This is a genomic window from Bradyrhizobium sp. URHC0002 (assembly GCF_054059515.1).
The window spans coordinates 8,088,573-8,105,750 of the sequence record NZ_JBSSCF010000001.1 but is presented as its reverse complement, the minus strand read 5'-3'; the positions used below and the strand labels follow the sequence as shown (position 1 = coordinate 8,105,750).

General features: G+C 59.7%; 18 protein-coding genes, 1 tRNA gene and 2 pseudogenes. 15 read left to right on the top strand and 6 right to left on the bottom strand.

The window, feature by feature from the left end; translation table 11 throughout:
- Positions 1 to 496: 496 nt before the first annotated feature.
- Complete coding sequence (locus ACVWVY_RS39100) at positions 497 to 619, bottom strand: hypothetical protein (protein ID WP_456631383.1); 123 nt, start codon at positions 617 to 619, stop codon at positions 497 to 499.
- 731 nt (positions 620 to 1,350) lie between these two features.
- On the opposite strand from ACVWVY_RS39100, the gene ACVWVY_RS39095 reads away from it, so the two are divergent.
- Positions 1,351 to 2,136 carry a DUF427 domain-containing protein gene (locus ACVWVY_RS39095; protein ID WP_456631382.1) on the top strand — a complete coding sequence of 262 codons (786 nt, stop codon included), beginning with the start codon at positions 1,351 to 1,353 and terminating at the stop codon, positions 2,134 to 2,136.
- Between the two features lie 739 nt (positions 2,137 to 2,875).
- Here the strand turns inward: ACVWVY_RS39095 and ACVWVY_RS39090 are convergent.
- Positions 2,876 to 4,159, bottom strand: a complete 1,284-nt coding sequence (locus ACVWVY_RS39090; protein WP_456631373.1) for an IS256 family transposase — start codon at positions 4,157 to 4,159, stop codon at positions 2,876 to 2,878.
- Positions 4,160 to 4,437: 278 nt separating this feature from the next.
- On the opposite strand from ACVWVY_RS39090, the pseudogene ACVWVY_RS39085 reads away from it, so the two are divergent.
- The 7 genes and pseudogenes from ACVWVY_RS39085 to ACVWVY_RS39055 all read left to right on the top strand — a co-directional run.
- A pseudogene (locus ACVWVY_RS39085) lies at positions 4,438 to 4,829 on the top strand (aminotransferase class I/II-fold pyridoxal phosphate-dependent enzyme); the annotation flags it as partial.
- A gap of 398 nt (positions 4,830 to 5,227) precedes the next feature.
- On the top strand, positions 5,228 to 5,491 hold the full coding sequence (locus tag ACVWVY_RS39080) for a hypothetical protein (protein WP_456631381.1): 264 nt from the start codon (positions 5,228 to 5,230) through the stop codon (positions 5,489 to 5,491).
- Positions 5,492 to 5,544: 53 nt separating this feature from the next.
- Entirely contained in the window at positions 5,545 to 6,375 is an 831-nt protein-coding gene (locus ACVWVY_RS39075) for a hypothetical protein (RefSeq protein WP_456631380.1), read from the top strand.
- A gap of 189 nt (positions 6,376 to 6,564) precedes the next feature.
- Positions 6,565 to 6,711 (top strand): 4Fe-4S cluster-binding domain-containing protein, encoded by a 147-nt coding sequence (locus ACVWVY_RS39070; RefSeq protein ID WP_456631379.1) that lies wholly within the window; start codon positions 6,565 to 6,567, stop codon positions 6,709 to 6,711.
- A 32-nt stretch (positions 6,712 to 6,743) separates the two neighbouring features.
- Complete coding sequence (locus tag ACVWVY_RS39065; RefSeq protein WP_456632428.1) at positions 6,744 to 6,917, top strand: ATP dependent DNA ligase; 174 nt, start codon at positions 6,744 to 6,746, stop codon at positions 6,915 to 6,917.
- A gap of 249 nt (positions 6,918 to 7,166) precedes the next feature.
- Positions 7,167 to 7,313, top strand: coding sequence for a hypothetical protein (locus tag ACVWVY_RS39060; protein WP_456631378.1), 147 nt, complete (start codon positions 7,167 to 7,169; stop codon positions 7,311 to 7,313).
- Between the two features lie 508 nt (positions 7,314 to 7,821).
- Complete coding sequence (locus ACVWVY_RS39055) at positions 7,822 to 9,204, top strand: tyrosine-type recombinase/integrase (RefSeq protein WP_456631377.1); 1,383 nt, start codon at positions 7,822 to 7,824, stop codon at positions 9,202 to 9,204.
- 14 nt (positions 9,205 to 9,218) lie between these two features.
- Here ACVWVY_RS39055 and ACVWVY_RS39050 read toward each other — a convergent pair whose 3' ends face one another.
- Positions 9,219 to 9,461 carry a hypothetical protein gene (locus ACVWVY_RS39050; RefSeq protein WP_456631376.1) on the bottom strand — a complete coding sequence of 81 codons (243 nt, stop codon included), beginning with the start codon at positions 9,459 to 9,461 and terminating at the stop codon, positions 9,219 to 9,221.
- A 538-nt stretch (positions 9,462 to 9,999) separates the two neighbouring features.
- Between ACVWVY_RS39050 and ACVWVY_RS39045 the strand changes: the two genes are divergently transcribed.
- A tRNA-Glu gene (locus ACVWVY_RS39045) sits at positions 10,000 to 10,078 on the top strand.
- A gap of 89 nt (positions 10,079 to 10,167) precedes the next feature.
- Positions 10,168 to 10,866: pseudogene (locus ACVWVY_RS39040) on the top strand (UPF0182 family protein); the annotation flags it as partial.
- A 15-nt stretch (positions 10,867 to 10,881) separates the two neighbouring features.
- On the opposite strand, the gene ACVWVY_RS39035 reads toward ACVWVY_RS39040, so the two are convergent.
- Positions 10,882 to 11,043, bottom strand: a complete 162-nt coding sequence (locus tag ACVWVY_RS39035; protein ID WP_456631375.1) for a hypothetical protein — start codon at positions 11,041 to 11,043, stop codon at positions 10,882 to 10,884.
- On the bottom strand, positions 11,040 to 11,222 hold the full coding sequence (locus ACVWVY_RS39030; RefSeq protein ID WP_456631374.1) for a recombinase family protein: 183 nt from the start codon (positions 11,220 to 11,222) through the stop codon (positions 11,040 to 11,042). Before ACVWVY_RS39030 ends, ACVWVY_RS39035 begins: the two co-directional genes overlap by 4 nt.
- A gap of 134 nt (positions 11,223 to 11,356) precedes the next feature.
- Between ACVWVY_RS39030 and ACVWVY_RS39025 the strand changes: the two genes are divergently transcribed.
- Together ACVWVY_RS39025 and ACVWVY_RS39020 are read left to right on the top strand one after the other, a co-directional pair.
- On the top strand, positions 11,357 to 12,640 hold the full coding sequence (locus ACVWVY_RS39025; protein WP_456631373.1) for an IS256 family transposase: 1,284 nt from the start codon (positions 11,357 to 11,359) through the stop codon (positions 12,638 to 12,640).
- A 517-nt stretch (positions 12,641 to 13,157) separates the two neighbouring features.
- A complete protein-coding gene (locus ACVWVY_RS39020; RefSeq protein WP_456631372.1) occupies positions 13,158 to 13,670 on the top strand; it encodes a lipocalin-like domain-containing protein in 513 nt (170 codons plus the stop codon).
- A gap of 286 nt (positions 13,671 to 13,956) precedes the next feature.
- Here the strand turns inward: ACVWVY_RS39020 and ACVWVY_RS39015 are convergent, their stop codons facing one another.
- Positions 13,957 to 14,094 carry a hypothetical protein gene (locus ACVWVY_RS39015; protein WP_456631371.1) on the bottom strand — a complete coding sequence of 46 codons (138 nt, stop codon included), beginning with the start codon at positions 14,092 to 14,094 and terminating at the stop codon, positions 13,957 to 13,959.
- Between the two features lie 751 nt (positions 14,095 to 14,845).
- Here ACVWVY_RS39015 and ACVWVY_RS39010 point away from each other — a divergent pair.
- From ACVWVY_RS39010 to ACVWVY_RS39000, 3 genes are all read left to right on the top strand, one after another.
- On the top strand, positions 14,846 to 16,021 hold the full coding sequence (locus tag ACVWVY_RS39010) for an LLM class flavin-dependent oxidoreductase (protein ID WP_456631370.1): 1,176 nt from the start codon (positions 14,846 to 14,848) through the stop codon (positions 16,019 to 16,021).
- 111 nt (positions 16,022 to 16,132) lie between these two features.
- A complete protein-coding gene (locus ACVWVY_RS39005) occupies positions 16,133 to 16,447 on the top strand; it encodes a tyrosine-type recombinase/integrase (protein ID WP_456631369.1) in 315 nt (104 codons plus the stop codon).
- 481 nt (positions 16,448 to 16,928) lie between these two features.
- The gene (locus ACVWVY_RS39000; RefSeq protein WP_456631368.1) at positions 16,929 to 17,132 is read left to right on the top strand and encodes a hypothetical protein; all 204 of its coding nucleotides are present in this window, start codon (positions 16,929 to 16,931) and stop codon (positions 17,130 to 17,132) included.
- Positions 17,133 to 17,178 lie beyond the last annotated feature (46 nt).

Here is a 17,178-nt window from a genome sequence, read left to right as displayed (position 1 = left end):
AAGGTTTATGGCGCTCGCGCTTAGCCGACCACTTCCGCACTGGGCCCTGCTCTTCATCGCGCTGGTCGTCGTCATAGTCGCGGTCGCGCTGCTGCTGCTTCTGGCGTGAGCACAAACCTGCCACAGGGCCGCCAATCGAGGCGGCCTTGCCCCAGCTCCCATTCTAGACCCTTCGTACGCCTCCCAGACTTCGGTGCCGCTTCGCCGTGATAATCGTACCAAGGTCTATTGCGGGCGATCAGAAGAGGTTATGCGACCGCACGCACGTCTAATGGAAGAACCTACCCAAATCGCGGATTGTGTCGCGCAGCAGAGGCGCTGCTCAGGACCTGCGCTCTGTTCGGACGAGCGTCGCACATGGCAGGTGTATCATGCGCAATCACGATTTAGTCTCCGACGCGTTCCTCACGCTGATAGCGGCCAGCCTCGTGCTGCTGGGTTCGAGCTTGCTGGCTTTCGCGATCGTGTGAGGCGGCTGTTGCCGCGCTGCTATGGCTTACTTACTGCGCTGCTTGATCGTCCACAGCCGATACGCCTCGTCCTCGTAGGGGTCATCAGCGGTCGGCGGTGGGATCAGCTTCGCGCCTTCTTTGCGGAAATGATCGAGGCCACGGCCCATCGCCTTGTCTTCATCGTGTGCGTGTCGAGGGCAAAGTCGGGGATTGTCGGAGCATAGAAGCCAATTCCGACAGCCGCCCCCCGTCAACAGCACGTCAACAGCAAACATCGTTTCGTTCGGATCTTGTACTTTCTCTGTTTGCACATCTACCGGCCTTTCGCTTTGATTTTGCGCGAGAATTCGCGTTCCGGACTACCTTGACATGGTTGGAGTGCGGAAGTCGCGATTTGCCCGAGCCGCTTCAGAGCCGGTCACACTTGACGAAAAGCCATGGCTGCGAACTTCAGGGCCCCTCGTAAGATCGCTATCGAATAGGGAGTGACGACTGATTTATTCGCTGGAATACCCCGGGGGTGCGCCGCCCATTCACTTAGGCTTGTGTGCGGGGTGTGGAATCAACTGATCTCCTGATGCCATGTCTGCAACAAAGATTCTCTGGGGTCAGATTTGCCGTTATCTTTGCGGTCGTGCTGATCACGATTTGGGCCGATGCAGTGGACGGCATGGCGGCTCGGCGCGAGGGAGTTACCGAACAAGAGCGAGAACGAACGATCAGGCGTCCTTTCGAAATAGGCAAACGTCAGACTTCCAAGGGGCTCGCGTTTACACCGGTTCTCGTTTGCCGGTCTTTTGGTCTTGCTCGAATCCGGCGCCTGTACGCTGGACTGACGGTATCGTTCCTGCATGATCGCTTGATAGGTCCGTCGTCCCCAAAAGGAAGGAGATTCAAGATGCCTGAGACACTCGCACGACCAGTCGTTCCGGCTGCGGAGGAGCGGGCCCGGCTGAAGGAGGGAGTACACATCGAACGCAGCCCTCGCCGGGTACGGACCTACTTTGGTGGAAGGCTGGTCGCCGACAGCGAGCACGTTCTCCTTGTCTATGAAACGAAGCGGCCGCCGGCTTACTGGTTTCCGATTGCGGATGTCCGAATGGAGTATTTGGAGCAGGCGCATCAACCGGCGGACACCATTCGCTGGCGCTTGGTGGTAAAGGATCGCACCGTTCAAAACGCGGCTCGCGCTTACATCAAATCGGCCGGCGATCGAGCCGCACTAGAAGGTCACCTCGCTTTCTACTGGGATGTAATGGACGCCTGGTTCGAGGAGGACGAGCAGGTCTTCGTTCATCCACGTGATCCATACACAAGAGTTGACACGGTCCACAGTTCGAGGCACGTGCGGGTTGAGCTTGAAGGCGTGACACTGGGTGAAACTCGCCGGCCGATCCTCCTCTTCGAGACTGGGCTACCGACCCGCTATTACATTCCGAAGGTTGAAGCGCGCATGGATCTGCTTGAGCCAACCGAGTCTGTCACGCGATGCCCGTATAAAGGTGTGGCGCGCTACTGGTCGGCTCGGGTGGGCGACAAGCTCGTCAAGGACATCGTGTGGAGTTATCCGGCGCCAATCCCCGAGTGCCCGAAGATCGAAAACCTGCTCAGCTTCTACAACGAGCACGTCGACCTGTTCGTCGATGGGATGCTGCAAGATCGCCCAATCGAGCCGTTCTCTTAACGTCGCGATCAGGGGCCTGGAGTTTCTCCGACTCCTACCGCCTCCTTGGACGTGGACTTCGTCCGCCTCGAGATGCCATGCGGAATCTCGATCGCATGGCAACGTCTTACATTGTGAAAGCAGTGCGTGGGACGCTAGATAATATGGACGCTGAGGGTTGAACGTGCCGTAGCCGACGGAATGAATGGCAAGCAAGCGATGGGGCGATTCGGTGATTTGACACGCTCGTGGCGCAACAATCCAGCCCCGCATTCATGCCGCCGGTAGAGCAGTTGAATGGGCTCGCGGCAGCTCGCTCGAGGCAACGAGAGTGGACTGCTGGGCCGCCGGCGACTACGCGAGGGTTATCGCTTTAGGCTCGTTGCCCGATCATGACATCCCGGCTGTCATTAAGCGATCAGGAAGTCAGTGAGATCTGCCGCCTCATTCGCAGTGCGTTCTGTCCAAAGGATGAGCAGCTTGCACCCATTCTTCATGGCGTCCGGGCCGTGTTCCCTACCTGCCCTTGAAGTACAACGAAGTGCCTGCCTGGTACTGCTTGCCCTCGTTGGTGAAGTCGTCCTCTACAACATACAGTGCCTCGGCGGTGCCTCTGTGGAGATATGCCGGAATAACCGCGCCAGGCTTCATGTCTATGTGCGACATTACCAGTCCTCGCGTGTAGTTCAGTGGTGTCGCCCTCACTCTGGAAAGGGAAACGATCCGAGCTATCGCCAAATTTTGGTGACGGCCGGGCCGGTCAGGCGGCGGCGGTTATGGGCTGACGGTCAGCGGGTTTAGCGATGACCTCGATCCCGTTGTTGAATGTCACACCGAGAACGAGTTTTGGCAACTGGTTGTGGCCGTCGAGACGACGCCAGCTTTTCTGAGCGGCCTCGAGCAGCTTGAAGACCATCGCGAGCGCGGTCCGGTTGGACAGGCATCCCTTCGATCGGATGGTGCGGTGGCGCACGGTAGCGAAGGTGCTTTCAATGGGATTGGTCGTCCGCAGGTGTTTCCAGTGTTCAGCCGGGAAGTCGTAGAACGCCAGTAGCGTGTCGCGATCCTTGCTCAGGCAGTCCGCCGCCTTCTCGTATTTGGGCGTGTAGCTTTCGATGAAGGCGTCGAACGCCAGTTTGGCGGCGGCCTTGGTTTCGGCCATCCAGATCTCCTGCAATGCGCGCTTGGCCTTCGGCTGCTGGCTCTTCGGCAACTTGGCGAGTACGTTGGCGGTCTTGTGCACCCAGCAGCGCTGCTCGCGCGTTTTCGGCCACACCTCACCGGCCGCCTTCCAGAACCCGAGCGCGCCATCGGCGATGGTAAGCCGCGGCGGCACGTCGAGCCCGCGCCGCTTCAGATCGAGCAGCAGATCGCGCCAGTCCTGCGCGCTCTCGCGGGCGCCATCGGTGAAGCCGACCAGTTCCTTGCGGCCTTCCGGCGTCGCGCCGATCAGCACCAGGATGCACTGCTTTTCGTCTTCGAGGCGGGCCTGGAGATGGATGCCATCGGCCCAGATGTAGACGTAACGTTTCGCCGACAGATCTCGCTTCTGCCACGCGGTGTGTTCGTCAAGCCAACCATCCTTCAAGCGGCCGATGGCGGATGCCGACAACCCGGCAGCGTCCTTGCCGAGCAGTGCCGCCAGCGCCTCGGAGAAGTCCCCGGTCGAGATCCCCTTCAGGTAAAGGATTGGCAGCAGCGTCTCGATCGATTTCGAGCGGCGCATGTAGGGCGGCAGGATCGATGGCGAGAACCGGATGCGGTCGGCGTCGGCAGGGTTCGCCTCACGATCGCGCACACGCGGCTGTCGGACGGCGACCGCGCCGATACCGGTCATCACCTCGCGTTCCGGCAGGTGACCGTGGCGCACGACCCGCTGGTGGCCATCTGCGGTCTTCAAATCGGCATGCTTGCCGAGAAAGTCCGCGACCTCGGCCTCAATCGCCTGGGCCAACAGAGTACGTGCCCCAGTACGTATGATTTCCGTGAGTTGATCGTCGACGTTCGTTGGATGAATCAGCTGGATGATGTTATCTTTGGACACGGCATATCGCTCCTTTGGTGGAGAAGTGGAGGCGTCAAGCACCCCCACGATATGCCGCCTTCCCGATTCCCGCCGTCACCAACTTTCAGCGATAGCTCAACGATCCCTCTTGAGCTGACTGCCAACTACTTCTTGATCGACCATGATTCTGTCTCTTGCGGAAGAGAGTCACACTGAGTGTGATGCGACCTGTAATGCATATCTCCGACCTTCAAGTCAGCTTTGTTACAATCCAGCAAGGTTGAAAAAGTCATAGCAAGCGGGCGGTTCAATAGCGGGCGGTCTGCGCCGCCGCTACCGCGGCGATCGGGCACCTCAAGACTTCGCAATGGGAGCGCGACCGCCATCAGGAACGCGCGGCGCGGGTAAAGTCCGTCCTCAATGCAGCAGGTCTGCCGGTAATGCCCAGTGAGACGCACATTGTGCCGGTAATGGTGGGCGATCCGGAGAGGTGCAAGGAAGTGAGCGATCTCCTGCTCGCCGAGCACGCATCTATGTCCAGCTGATCAACTATCCGCGCGGCACCGAATGGCAACGCATCACGCCGACGCCTATCACGATAACGACGCACTCGCTCGCTGGAGCGCTGCTCGATGTGTGTGGGCGTCTTGGATTGCCACTGCGACACCACGCGCTAAGCGGCGGAGTGACTTCGGGAAAATTCGTGTGAAATGTCAATGCGAAGGGCGTCTCTTAGTCGGCAGTTCGGTCGGACTCTCTTCACACAGCAAGCTTCGATATTTGCCGGTTGACCAATCGCAAGAACCGGTTGTTGCGAGCTCCCGGAACCGCCGATTCTTGCGATATTGGCGCAGAGGACCGGGAAGGTCCCCTTTTAGAACGGATTTCGCAGCGAGATCGGGTGTTGTGCCTCTAACGTTTGAACTTGGTCGGGGCCCACCAAGGCTCGGGTAGGCAGGCCCTAAACATAGGTTTGCTCTTCTTAGCCAATGTGCCGTACGCGATCGACCTCTGTGCAATGGTTTGGTTCTCCTCTCGTGGCTACGCTCGGGGTGTTAATCGCCTGACCTATCGAGCGGCAATCGAGGAGTTCCAGCGATGAGAATCATGGGTGCAATCGCATTGTCAGGTTTTGCTCGCAGGACGGCTGAGTCAGCCTCCGACTTCGCCAGCGTCGTTCGCAACCTGATTATGGACGTGCGCGATAGTTACCGGCCCGAGCTGCACTACATGCGCGGCCCCGGTCCGAAATGGCGCGCCAAGCATCAGCCCTGGCTGAAATTCGATTCTCATGCCGTACTGCCGACCGCGCAGCACCAGCTGTCGTCGGCGCATACACGCCGCCGCAACGCGGCTAACTCCACCCGATAGCCAGCCGAGGTTACGGAATCATGCCCGCTCGCTGGGCAACCACCCGATCTTGGATGCTGCTGATTGGCGCCGCTCTTTGCATCGCATTGGTCGGCCTGATGGCCTTGTTGGCCGGTTCGGCGCGTGCCGGCGTCGCGTTCGAAGCACGCAAATTGCCGATGAAGTTCAGCTGGGTCCCTTGCCAACCGAATTGCCGGGGCTGGGTCAGCGCGGTCGGTATCGTGACTGCGGATAGTCCAAGGGATTTCGATGAATTCGCGCGCGGCCGGCAGCTCGGCAGCGCGACCATCGTGCTGGATTCCAGCGGCGGTTCGGTCAACGACTCGATCGCGCTCGGACGGCGCTGGCGCAATCTCGGGGTGCTGACCACCGTCGGCATCAGCGTTCAGACCAACACTACGCAGAGCGCTCTGCCCAACGTGGCGCCCGTGGCCTATTGCGAATCGATGTGCGTGTTCCTGCTTCTGTCGGGCAAGACGCGTTACGTGCCCGAGACTGCCCATGTTCGTGTGCATCAGATATGGATGGGCGACCGCGCCAATGACGCCAAGGCAGCGACCTACAGCGCAGATGATCTGATGATCGTGGAACGCGATATCGGTCGTCTCGCCAAGTATACCTTCGACATGGGCGGTGCGGGCGATTTGCTGTCGCTGTCGCTGAACGTGCCGCCCTGGGAAGATCTGCATGAACTGTCGCGGGAAGAATTGCGACTGACCAATCTGGTCACCACCGATATGGTTGATCATCAGCCGAGAAACCCCGACGCAGCGGTTGACGAGCCGACGCCCAAACCAGTGCAGGGACAATTCGTAAGCAGCGCGGTTGCGACAGAGACAAATCCAGAGCCGGCGAAATCAACCAAGTCGGCTGAAGCTATGTGACGGCTATACCGGACTTCTCTCGCGCGGTCCTCGACCGCCGCTTGTGGCCTGAAATCGACCTAGCAACAGGCTAGTGCTGTCCGATTTGGGAGGGTATGAAAGCCAGGCGCCGGAGGAGGCCGGCGGCGACTTCGGCTATGCCCGTCCCGACGAGACCTCATCACGCTACGACTGACCGGGCGTCCGGGGGTGGTCCTCTTCGTCTCGGACTGCCTGTTGCGCTGCTCGTATTGTCACAACCCAGATACGTGGCGTTCGAAAAACGGACCTACGTCTCAGCGCAACAGATCATGGCGCGACGTCAAGCTGTTCTCTCTGCTGACATGGGGAAGGTAGGCACCGGCTGGTCCCGCACCGTTTCGAGCTAAATCAGGAAGCAGCTCGATATGGTCGAGAGCCCAAAATCAAAGCTCACCAAAGCCATCCGCAAACCGAAGGCGACATGGGTTGAGCCGTCCCTCGTTGCGGAGGTGGAATACCGGGACATCACCTCGGAGCGCTTGCTACGGCAAAGCTCGTTTAGGGGGTTGTCTCGGAGATAGGTTGGGCGAGGGGGGCCATCGGCCCACTTTTTAACCTCAACCATCTCGATCGGGTCGAGTTTATCGCAAACCACACAGAGTAACTCCGTGCGCCTTGTTGAACTCGGCGCGGGGTACCATCCTCTTCCAGCAGTGCAAACAGGGGTGACACGGTCTATGGCGACCTACCACTCGCAATACCCAAACCGACACTCATCAGGAACTTTGGTTCCTGTGTGACGTTTCATTTCAATTTGGAGTGAGGCTTGCATGCAAGATGTCATCGACCAAGTGATGCGTACCTGTGGGCTGATGGTCACACTGGCGCCGGAAGAAGAAAAAGCTGCACGCATGCGGCTGGTAAGCTTCCTGAAGGATAGGCGCGAGGATGCGCGCAGTCTGGCCGTCGAAGGGTGAAGTTTCTTCGAGGGGATAGGGCCTCACGAACGCGGCGTGCCTGATCCCGATTGCAAGTTTCGCGAAATTGCCGAGAAAGACCTGTGACCACCACCGGCCACCGAGCGATAGAGCCCCAAAAACATGGCAGAGAAGGTTTTCATTCTGAACCGGCAGCTAAGTAATTGATATATCTGGGGGCGAATTCCTCGCGAAATTCAGAACGTGCGTTGGAATTGCTTAGGGTCCTGCCTGATTTTGATTCCGCCATTCGGAGGTTCGATCCCTCCCGCCCCAGCCATCGGTATTATCAAGCCTCCTCAATCCTCCTCCCATCTCCTCCCATCGCATCGCGCGCATGACGACAAGACTTTGTTAATTCGGGAATTTTCTCCTCAAGCGATGTCTTGCGTCTGCATCTCTCATCACCCGCCTCGGGCCGCCTTGAATTAAAAACGGAATCAAACTAGATAATCCTCTACGGGTGACTGGGCATTGCGCCCAATCGAACAATGGATTTTCCGGAATTATGACCAAGTTCTTTAACGCCAAGAATCTTCACTCCCTGCCGGACGGGGGGCTGGACGAGAAAGGCAAGCGCAAGCAGAAGCTCTATACCGATGAACACCATCGCAGCTTCAAACTGCTCGTGACCGGCAACTCGCGTCTGTTCTATTCGCAGTGGGAGAAGCCCAAGCACATGCTGAAGGAGAGCCAGAAGCGCCAGCCCAAGCTCACGCCACTGGGCAGCGTCGAGGATTTCTCTTACAGCGCCGCGCTCGCCGCGCATCTTAAACTGCAGGACGACATCAAGCAGGGCATCTATCCTGAGGCCACAAAAGGCGTGGGCCGCCGCAAGACCGGCCCGACCTTCGAAATCTATGGCACGAAAGTCGTCGGAGGGTGGGCTGGCAAGCGCAAGAATGCCAAGGATGCCGCAGGCATGAAGCGGATCATTCCGATCTATTGCACGGCGATCAACAATCTGCCGATTGAGAAAATCGGCACGCCCGAGGTGCTCCACGTCATGCGTCCGATCTGGGACGCCAAGCCGGCCATGGCCGAGGAAGTGCGTTCGCTGGTTGCCCGCGTCCTGAAGGCGGCGGCGAGGGAAGAACTGCGTCCCATGGGCGATCCGGCAAGCGTTGAGGCTATCGTCGCGGTGCTCGGCAAGCCCGTCAAAAAGCGCGGGCGGATTCGCGGACCCATGAAAGCGCTCAAGGGAGAGAAGATGCCTGAGTTCATGGTCGAGCTGCGCGCCATCAAGAGCCAGTCGGCACGCGCGCTTGAAGCGCTGATCCTGTCCAACCTGCGCACCAATGCGGTGCGCTATCTGCACATCGACCATCTCGATCTGAAAGCCGGCGCCGACGATCCATTGCGGCCGGGACCGAAATGGACGGTGCCGAACGACCTGATGAAGGTCGATGACGACGGCCATCCGTTCATCCTGCCGATGGTGCCGCGTCTCGTCGCCGTGCTCAAGGAGCAGATTGCGTACCTGCAAGAAACCTTCCCCGGCCAGCCGGTCGGGCTGTTGTGGCCCGGCGATGCCAGTCAGCTCACAAATCCGTTCGAGCAGCCGATCTCGGAAAACACCATGCGCGATCTGCTCGTGGATACGCTGAAGAAGAACGCGACACCGCACGGCATGCGCGCCACCTTCCAGACGTGGGCGGAAAATGAGCTGCAGGACGACGGCGAAACCATGAAGTTCAATCCCGACGCCATCGGTTACTGCATGGCGCACAATCCGGGCGATAAGGTCAAGCGCGCCTACCGGCGCAATCGGCTCTGGAAGCCCCGCATGGGCATCATGAATGCATGGGAGCGCTACCTTGCGCGGCCGAGGCCGCAGCTCAAGGCGGTCGCCTGTATATGCGGCGTTGGAGACGCAACGGAAGGCTCGTAGCTGAAAATTAGTCTTCACCGCGCGCCACGAACGGCGCTCGGTTGTACGTCGGGCCATTGCTCGATATAGCGCGTGATCTCGCCCGCCATCACCACCACCGAGTGTCCGTGCTTCTTGGCCTTCAGCTCGCCGCGCGCGATTACACGGTCCAGTTTTGCCAGCGACATCCGCAATTCGATGGCAGCCTCCCGGCGTGTCAGGAACAGCCGCTGCGTTGGCGCTGGCACCTCTCGTTGCGCCTTGTGCATTCCCGTCATGGCCCGTCTCCTCTTGCTCGGTGCTCCAGCTATCATCAGTCGCGGGCTTCGATCTCCTGGATGTAGCGGATGACGTTCTCGCTGACTCCGTCGATGTGGGTCCATCGGCTACAACCAACGCCGTTCCTGTTGGAGGCGAAAATCTCTCTCACGGCTAATCAAGGAATGAGCTCCGGCGACCCATCACGGTCGCAGAGGACTGACCCGACGTGAACAAGTTAATGCTGAGGTCGTTGAATCGGCGGCTAAGTCGTGCAGATAGGTGGGTTGCTCTGAATGTAATTGAGCTCAACTCCGCCTGCGTGAGCCGCCGACTGACTAGGAATCTGGGGTCAGGAGTTCGAATCTCTTCGGGCGCGCCATTCAATTCAAGCACTTACGAAAAAGCGCCGTTTGAAAAGCCGATACTAAACCGGCTTTTTCAAACGGCATTTTCCGCTCTCTACCATGTGATCGGCGCAGGGGCACATAAGCCGCCGCGGTCGATCGTTCAGGGAGGCGAGCCACAAAAGTGCAAGTGTCTGCAATCGTCGAACTCGCTTTGCGATGATCATCAATTGGATCGACTTGGCCTTCTCAAGGCTGAAACAGGGGTTCGATTCCCCTAGGGAGCGCCACAGCCAGCCGGGTAATCTTCCGCAAATCAGTAACTTGTTGATATTGATTGACGCGCTGGTACTTTACCTTGAGCTTGAGACCATAGCCTTTTCCGCGTCAGCCGGCCGGTGACGGCGTCTCGTCCATGGACGGCATTACCACGATGGTACCTTACTATATCATCATGCGGCTGCCCGGAGAGGCGCAAGCCGAGTTCTTCATCATGATCCCGATGGTGCCGAGCCGTCGCGACAACATGATCTCATGGCTCGCCGCGCGCTGCGACGAGCCCGGCTATGGCAAGCTGATCGTGTACGAATTTCCCAAGGAGAAGCTGGTCTACGGACCGTTCCAGATCGAGGCGCGAATTCATCAGAACACGGAGATCGCCCAGCAGATATCGCTGTGGAACCAGATGGGGTCGCGGGTGATCCGGGGAAATCTGCTCGTGATCCCGATCGAGAATTCGATTCTCTACGTGTCGCCGCTGTATTTGCGGGCCGAGCAAGGACATTTGCCGGAGCTCAAGCGGGTGATTGCCGCCTATGGCGAGCACGTCGTCATGAAAGAAACACTTGTCGAGGCACTGTCGGCACTCTTCGTGGACAACGAACCCGCGCCGCCGCCGGGTGCGATCGCGGAATCGCCCAGCGAAGGGTCCGCCGCAAGACGCGCGCAGGAGGCGCTCGATCACTACAATTAGGCCATGGAGCGGTTGAAATCCGGTGATTGGACAGGCTTCGGCAAAGAGATCGGCGTGATGCGCGGTCTTTTGGAAGATATCCGCCGGCAATCGGGTAGCCGCTGAGGTGCCCGCGAAACGCTATTTTCTGACTTGCCGGTGCAACGGCTGACCAAGCTTCAAGGTGAGCGATCCAACGTACACGAAGGCGTTGAGCCAGGTCGCGCATTCGCGTTCGGCGAGATTGTGAAGGATGTTAAGGAGGTCTCGGCTAGAGCGGGCCAGCCGGTCGAGCTTGGTCACGACAATGGTATCGCCGCGGGCAGGCCACGCTTGAGCTTTTCAAACTCTGGCCGGCCATTGGTCGATTTACCTGACGCTTTCTCACTGAATATCCGCTCGCATCCTGCGGCTTCCAGCGCGGCTACCTGTCCGGCGTAGTCCTGGCTCTTCGAACTCACCCGCGCATAGCCGTACCTCATCGCATCACCCCGTTTTGAAAGTCTAACTTTCGGAGTGAGCTATCGCTGAAAGTTGGTGACGGCGGGAATCGGGAAGGCGGCATATCGTGGGGGTGCTTGACGCCTCCACTTCTCCACCAAAGGAGCGATATGCCGTGTCCAAAGATAACATCATCCAGCTGATTCATCCAACGAACGTCGACGATCAACTCACGGAAATCATACGTACTGGGGCACGTACTCTGTTGGCCCAGGCGATTGAGGCCGAGGTCGCGGACTTTCTCGGCAAGCATGCCGATTTGAAGACCGCAGATGGCCACCAGCGGGTCGTGCGCCACGGTCACCTGCCGGAACGCGAGGTGATGACCGGTATCGGCGCGGTCGCCGTCCGACAGCCGCGTGTGCGCGATCGTGAGGCGAACCCTGCCGACGCCGACCGCATCCGGTTCTCGCCATCGATCCTGCCGCCCTACATGCGCCGCTCGAAATCGATCGAGACGCTGCTGCCAATCCTTTACCTGAAGGGGATCTCGACCGGGGACTTCTCCGAGGCGCTGGCGGCACTGCTCGGCAAGGACGCTGCCGGGTTGTCGGCATCCGCCATCGGCCGCTTGAAGGATGGTTGGCTTGACGAACACACCGCGTGGCAGAAGCGAGATCTGTCGGCGAAACGTTACGTCTACATCTGGGCCGATGGCATCCATCTCCAGGCCCGCCTCGAAGACGAAAAGCAGTGCATCCTGGTGCTGATCGGCGCGACGCCGGAAGGCCGCAAGGAACTGGTCGGCTTCACCGATGGCGCCCGCGAGAGCGCGCAGGACTGGCGCGATCTGCTGCTCGATCTGAAGCGGCGCGGGCTCGACGTGCCGCCGCGGCTTACCATCGCCGATGGCGCGCTCGGGTTCTGGAAGGCGGCCGGTGAGGTGTGGCCGAAAACGCGCGAGCAGCGCTGCTGGGTGCACAAGACCGCCAACGTACTCGCCAAGTTGCCGAAGAGCCAGCAGCCGAAGGCCAAGCGCGCATTGCAGGAGATCTGGATGGCCGAAACCAAGGCCGCCGCCAAACTGGCGTTCGACGCCTTCATCGAAAGCTACACGCCCAAATACGAGAAGGCGGCGGACTGCCTGAGCAAGGATCGCGACACGCTACTGGCGTTCTACGACTTCCCGGCTGAACACTGGAAACACCTGCGGACGACCAATCCCATTGAAAGCACCTTCGCTACCGTGCGCCACCGCACCATCCGATCGAAGGGATGCCTGTCCAACCGGACCGCGCTCGCGATGGTCTTCAAGCTGCTCGAGGCCGCTCAGAAAAGCTGGCGTCGTCTCGACGGCCACAACCAGTTGCCAAAACTCGTTCTCGGTGTGACATTCAACAACGGGATCGAGGTCATCGCTAAACCCGCTGACCGTCAGCCCATAACCGCCGCCGCCTGACCGGCCCGGCCGTCACCAAAATTTGGCGATAGCTCCGTTTTGCCCGCGGTTGGGCGCGGCTGCGGGTGGGGTGGGGAGACCCCGGGGGATATGTCGGGATTGAACCGCCTTGGGACTCCAGTACCAGTCATAGAGGCGGGTGCAGTAGGCCACTGCTTCCCTTCGACCAGGCGGGAAGGACCTGCGTGCCAGTCTTAGCCTAGCGTTCGCCCGCCGCGGCAGAAATCGCCAGCAGGGGATGGTTGGTATCGAGCAGATACTGGGCGTATATCTCCGAGCTGACTGACGTTCTGCCTGTCGCTCCCCGCGCGCTGTTCGCCTTCCTGGGCGCTGAGCTGCGGGTCGCCCGCCCGGTGTCGCCCGTCTCCCGGCTTGTTCGGTGCCAGCGCGGGTTGCCATTGCCGTCGCTTGGCGGCTGATCCGCCGATCCTGCAAGGCGCGACGCTGTCATGAATGCGAAACTGGTCTGGCCACCAGCTTTTGTTGTACCGTGGGTGGACCAACTTTAGGAGGTCTCATGAACAGGCGTTGCGTATTTGGCCTCTTTGCAATTGCGCTGGTCACAATTCCTGCTTTCCCAAGCCACAGCGTGGCGCAAGGAAAGTCCCTCAAGGATCAACTCGTCGGCACGTGGATTTACGTGTCCAGCACAGGTAAGCGTGAGGATGGCAGCGCCGTGCCGCGGCCAAGCGCCCAAGGCGCGGTGACCTACACAGCCGACGGCCGCTTCCACTTCATCACGGTGCGCACCGAGGTGCCGAAGTATGCGTCGGGCGATCCGGCACGACCGTCCCCCGAGGAAGCCATGGCCGTTGCGTCGGGCGTGGTTGCCTACACTGGAACCTACACGCTGGACGAAACCACGAAGACGGCTCACCTCAACATCGAGACGAGTTCGGTTCCGAATTTCGTCGGAGAGCCTAATCAGCGCCGGATCGTCACGTCGATTACCGACGACGAATTGAAGCTCACGAACCCGCGCACACCTGCAGGTGTGACGCTGGAGTTGGTGTTCAAGCGCGCGAAGTGACCGAGCTTGCCATGCCATCGTCAGCGTCGGAACGAGGTAAGCCCGGCGTGCGTGCGGCGAGGGCGCGGGAGGAAGCTCCGGGGCGGTAATGCGGGATTGAATCGCGTCAGGTACCGGCACCGGTTATTGCCCCACATTATCGCGGCGCGTTTTGACCATTGGTGTCGCTGCAGTACCGGTCCTGCCGTTCATCAAAATGGACGTGCGGTGACCGTGGCCAAGTTCTTTGCGACCGCGCGCCGAAAAATGATCGATGGTCAGGAGTGTTGATCCCTGACTGGGGTCGTCACCGCCTCGAATGACGACGCAGGGGAGAGTCTGTTGTGATTTCGTCTGGTGATTTGTGCCAGGTCGCGATGCCGATGAAACCGGCATAGCCGATCACGTTCACCAATATCTCCATCCACAGGGGCAAAACCGTCATTTCGCACCTCCTGCCAACCACCTCCTTATCCAACTACACCTAAGGCACGGCTAGCTAGAGCGCGTAACTTTTTATCTCGGGTGATGTCACGAACTCACGCGGGCGCTGGAAAGGCGTGGGCTATTGGTGGAACGGGGGTCGGCGCGCACCGTCCTGACGGAAGATGCGCCACCTCCTCAGTGGCTCGACCCGCCTGGATGGCTTCGTGAGGCGACCGAAGGAAAAGCCGGTCCATGAACTCGAACCTACATGCGCCGCCGCCAGTGCTCCGAAGTCCGTGGCTATGCCTACAAGCGGGGTCATATGGCAATCTGAAGCAGCCTGATGGCCTGGCATTCGAGGATTTCATGAAATGGCATATCCCGCGCGTCAGCTGACGGTCTTGGCTGACTCGGCGGTCGATGGAGTCCTCCAGCTCTTAGGTTGCAACCTTCGAAGCCGAGGTGGCGCCGTATTTCCTGCGCTATGGCGTGCGAAACATCCTCGGTTCGGTCGTCTCGGTGTTTAACATCACCCTGCGCAGCGGGTTGCTGTGCTGCCCATTTATCAGGTCGACGTTGGTGGTTCATAGTTGGCGCTGTCGGCGTCTCTCCGGCTCGCGTAGACGGATTAGTGACTGCGCACCGCGCCAATAGACTATGACTCCGCGCTCGCGTAAGATGTGTTTGGCTGCAGGGTTCGTCAATTTGAAGAGACGGTCGCATTTCCTTATGGGAGACGCCTCAGCCAATATTCGATGGAGGACATGCCTATGACATCCCGACTGCGTTTCGGTGTTTTTCTCGCGCCCTTCCATAAGCCCGGCATTAATCCGACGTTAGCCCTACAGAATGACCTGGATCTGGTCGCTTGGCTCGACCGTCTCGGTTACGATGAAGCGTGGTTTGGTGAGCACCATTCCGCCGGTACGGAGATCAGTGCGTCGCCCGAAATCATGATCGCGGTTGCGGCCGAACGCACGCGTCACATCAAGCTTGGCACGGGCGTCGTCAGCCTCTCCTATCATAATCCGCTGTGGGTTGCGGAGCGCATCGTGCAGCTTGATCACCTGACCCGCGGCCGCGTGATGTTCGGTGCCGGTCCGGGCTCGCTGCCGACGGACGGCATCATGATCGGGGTCTCTCAGTCCGAGACGCGTGAGCTCCTCGAGCAGAGCCTTGACGTTATCATGAGGCTGCTGGCAGCAGATGAGCCGGTGACATTCAAGAACCATCGTTGGGATCTGCGAGATGCACGGCTGCATCTTCGGCCTTATTCCAATCCGCTTTTCGACGTGGCGGTAGCGGCCGTGGCGTCGCCCACGGGGGCCAAGCTCGCAGGGCGGCATGGCATCGGACTCCTCTCGGTCGGCGCGACGACAGCAGCTGGCTTCGATGCCCTGGCACTGCATTGGGATGTGCTGGGCGAGGAAGCGCGGGTGCACGGCAAGACGGTCAACCGCTCGAATTGGCGCCTCGTAGGCCCGATGCACTGTGCAGAAACCAAGGAGCAGGCGATCGCCGACGTACAGTACGGCATCGAGCATTGGTTCCGTTACTTTCAGGCGGTTGCGGCCTTCCCGCAAATGGCCGTGCTTGGCGACAGCGCCGCTGAAATGATCGACTTCATCAACAAATCCGGCCTCGGCGTGATCGGAACGCCGGAAGAGTGTGCCGCACAGATCGACCGGCTCGTCAAACAATCAAACGGCGGCTTCGGGTGCTATCTGCTGCTCGGCCACAATTGGGCGAACCCGCAGGCGACCGCCAAGAGCTTCGAGCTGATCGCCCGCCACGTCATGCCCCACTTCCAGGGACAGGCCCAGTCGACCCTTGACTCCGCCGAGCGCGCCCGCGCCGCGCGGCCTGAACTCGCTGGTCTGCATGCCAAAGCTGTGGAGGCCGCTGGCGAACGTTACGCCAAGGAGCGTGGTGCGCGGACGCGCTAGGTCGTCGTCGACGGGATTTCCTACAAACGTAGCCCGCAGCGTGTACACTTAGTTGTCAAGCAGCGCCATCGTGCCCGTCCGGAGGGCCAAGGCACGCCTGCCACCCATCCCGTGGTCGGCGATGAAATGCGGGCCCTGCGCAAGTTGCAGCGGGAGCAGGATCCCGAGTCGCCGTTCGTGTTCACCAGCGAGCGGGGGTCGCCGTTCACGACGGCAGGCTTTGCGCGCATGGTGGAGCGCGCTGGTGTCGAGGCCAAGCTAGGCTTTCCGGCCCATCCTCACATGCTGCGCCACGCCTGCGGCTTCGCGCTGGCCAACAGGGGGCACGATAGCCGGGCGCTGCAGGACATCGGCCACCGCAATATCCAGCACACGGTGCGATACACTGAGTTGTCGCCGGGTAGGTTCAAGGACTTCTGGCGCTGACGGAATGACCGGGCCTGATATTGGCAGACAGCACTGCCGGTCTGGGTGGCAGAGCATCCGGTATTTGAGTGCTTCCCTCCGTTGGGTTCCTATGTCAGGTATCCGGCAGTCAGCTTGTGTGCCGTTTGGTACACAAGGGCATGATAACTAAGCCTGATTCGACACCGTCGTCGTCTCTGCAGTGCATGCGGTGCCGCCGCGTCATGGAGCCGCTGTACATCGTCCTCGACGATTGCGGGGAGCGCACCTTGCGCTACGAGAATTCCGAGCGCGCGATGTTCTAGTAGGTGATGCCCCGAAACACTTTTCAAGGCCATGGTCATTCATGCTCTCAAACAACGGCGTGCGGGCAGAGAAAAATCACGCTTCTCGGAAGCTCGCTTAGGAAATGTCGGATAACGGGCAGACCTACCGCTCGAAAAATTGTTGAATTTATTTCAGCAAGCGATTCCTGCCGCTTAGTAGTGTTGGAGTGGCCATCATGGATATGGACGATGCGGAGGACTCTTTAAAGCAAGCAGCAGTTTGCCGAGAAGAAGCAAACAAAGCTCTCAACCTGATTGAAGCAGCAAGTTGGCTGCGACTCGCCGAGGATTTTGAGAAGCGGGGAAAGCTGAAGAACCTTAGAAAGCGACGCCGTCCTCCTTCCTTGTGGATCGAGCCCCCGCCCGCTGACGCGGGCTAACGCCACCCGACGGCGACGGGCCCATGTATATGACCAGTGGCCCACA

Bases quoted from the DNA above. Each gene is read 5' to 3' on its own strand.
- ACVWVY_RS39100 (WP_456631383.1), bottom strand. From the start codon at position 619: ATGGGCCGTGGCCTCGATCATTTCCGCAAAGAAGGCGCGAAGCTGATC.
- ACVWVY_RS39095 (WP_456631382.1), top strand. From the start codon at position 1,351: ATGCCTGAGACACTCGCACGACCAGTCGTTCCGGCTGCGGAGGAGCGG.
- ACVWVY_RS39080 (WP_456631381.1), top strand. From the start codon at position 5,228: ATGGGTGCAATCGCATTGTCAGGTTTTGCTCGCAGGACGGCTGAGTCA.
- ACVWVY_RS39075 (WP_456631380.1), top strand. From the start codon at position 5,545: ATGCTGCTGATTGGCGCCGCTCTTTGCATCGCATTGGTCGGCCTGATG.
- ACVWVY_RS39060 (WP_456631378.1), top strand. From the start codon at position 7,167: ATGCAAGATGTCATCGACCAAGTGATGCGTACCTGTGGGCTGATGGTC.
- ACVWVY_RS39055 (WP_456631377.1), top strand. From the start codon at position 7,822: ATGACCAAGTTCTTTAACGCCAAGAATCTTCACTCCCTGCCGGACGGG.
- ACVWVY_RS39050 (WP_456631376.1), bottom strand. From the start codon at position 9,461: ATGACGGGAATGCACAAGGCGCAACGAGAGGTGCCAGCGCCAACGCAG.
- ACVWVY_RS39030 (WP_456631374.1), bottom strand. From the start codon at position 11,222: ATGAGGTACGGCTATGCGCGGGTGAGTTCGAAGAGCCAGGACTACGCC.
- ACVWVY_RS39020 (WP_456631372.1), top strand. From the start codon at position 13,158: ATGAACAGGCGTTGCGTATTTGGCCTCTTTGCAATTGCGCTGGTCACA.
- ACVWVY_RS39015 (WP_456631371.1), bottom strand. From the start codon at position 14,094: ATGACGGTTTTGCCCCTGTGGATGGAGATATTGGTGAACGTGATCGGC.
- ACVWVY_RS39010 (WP_456631370.1), top strand. From the start codon at position 14,846: ATGACATCCCGACTGCGTTTCGGTGTTTTTCTCGCGCCCTTCCATAAG.
- ACVWVY_RS39000 (WP_456631368.1), top strand. From the start codon at position 16,929: ATGGATATGGACGATGCGGAGGACTCTTTAAAGCAAGCAGCAGTTTGC.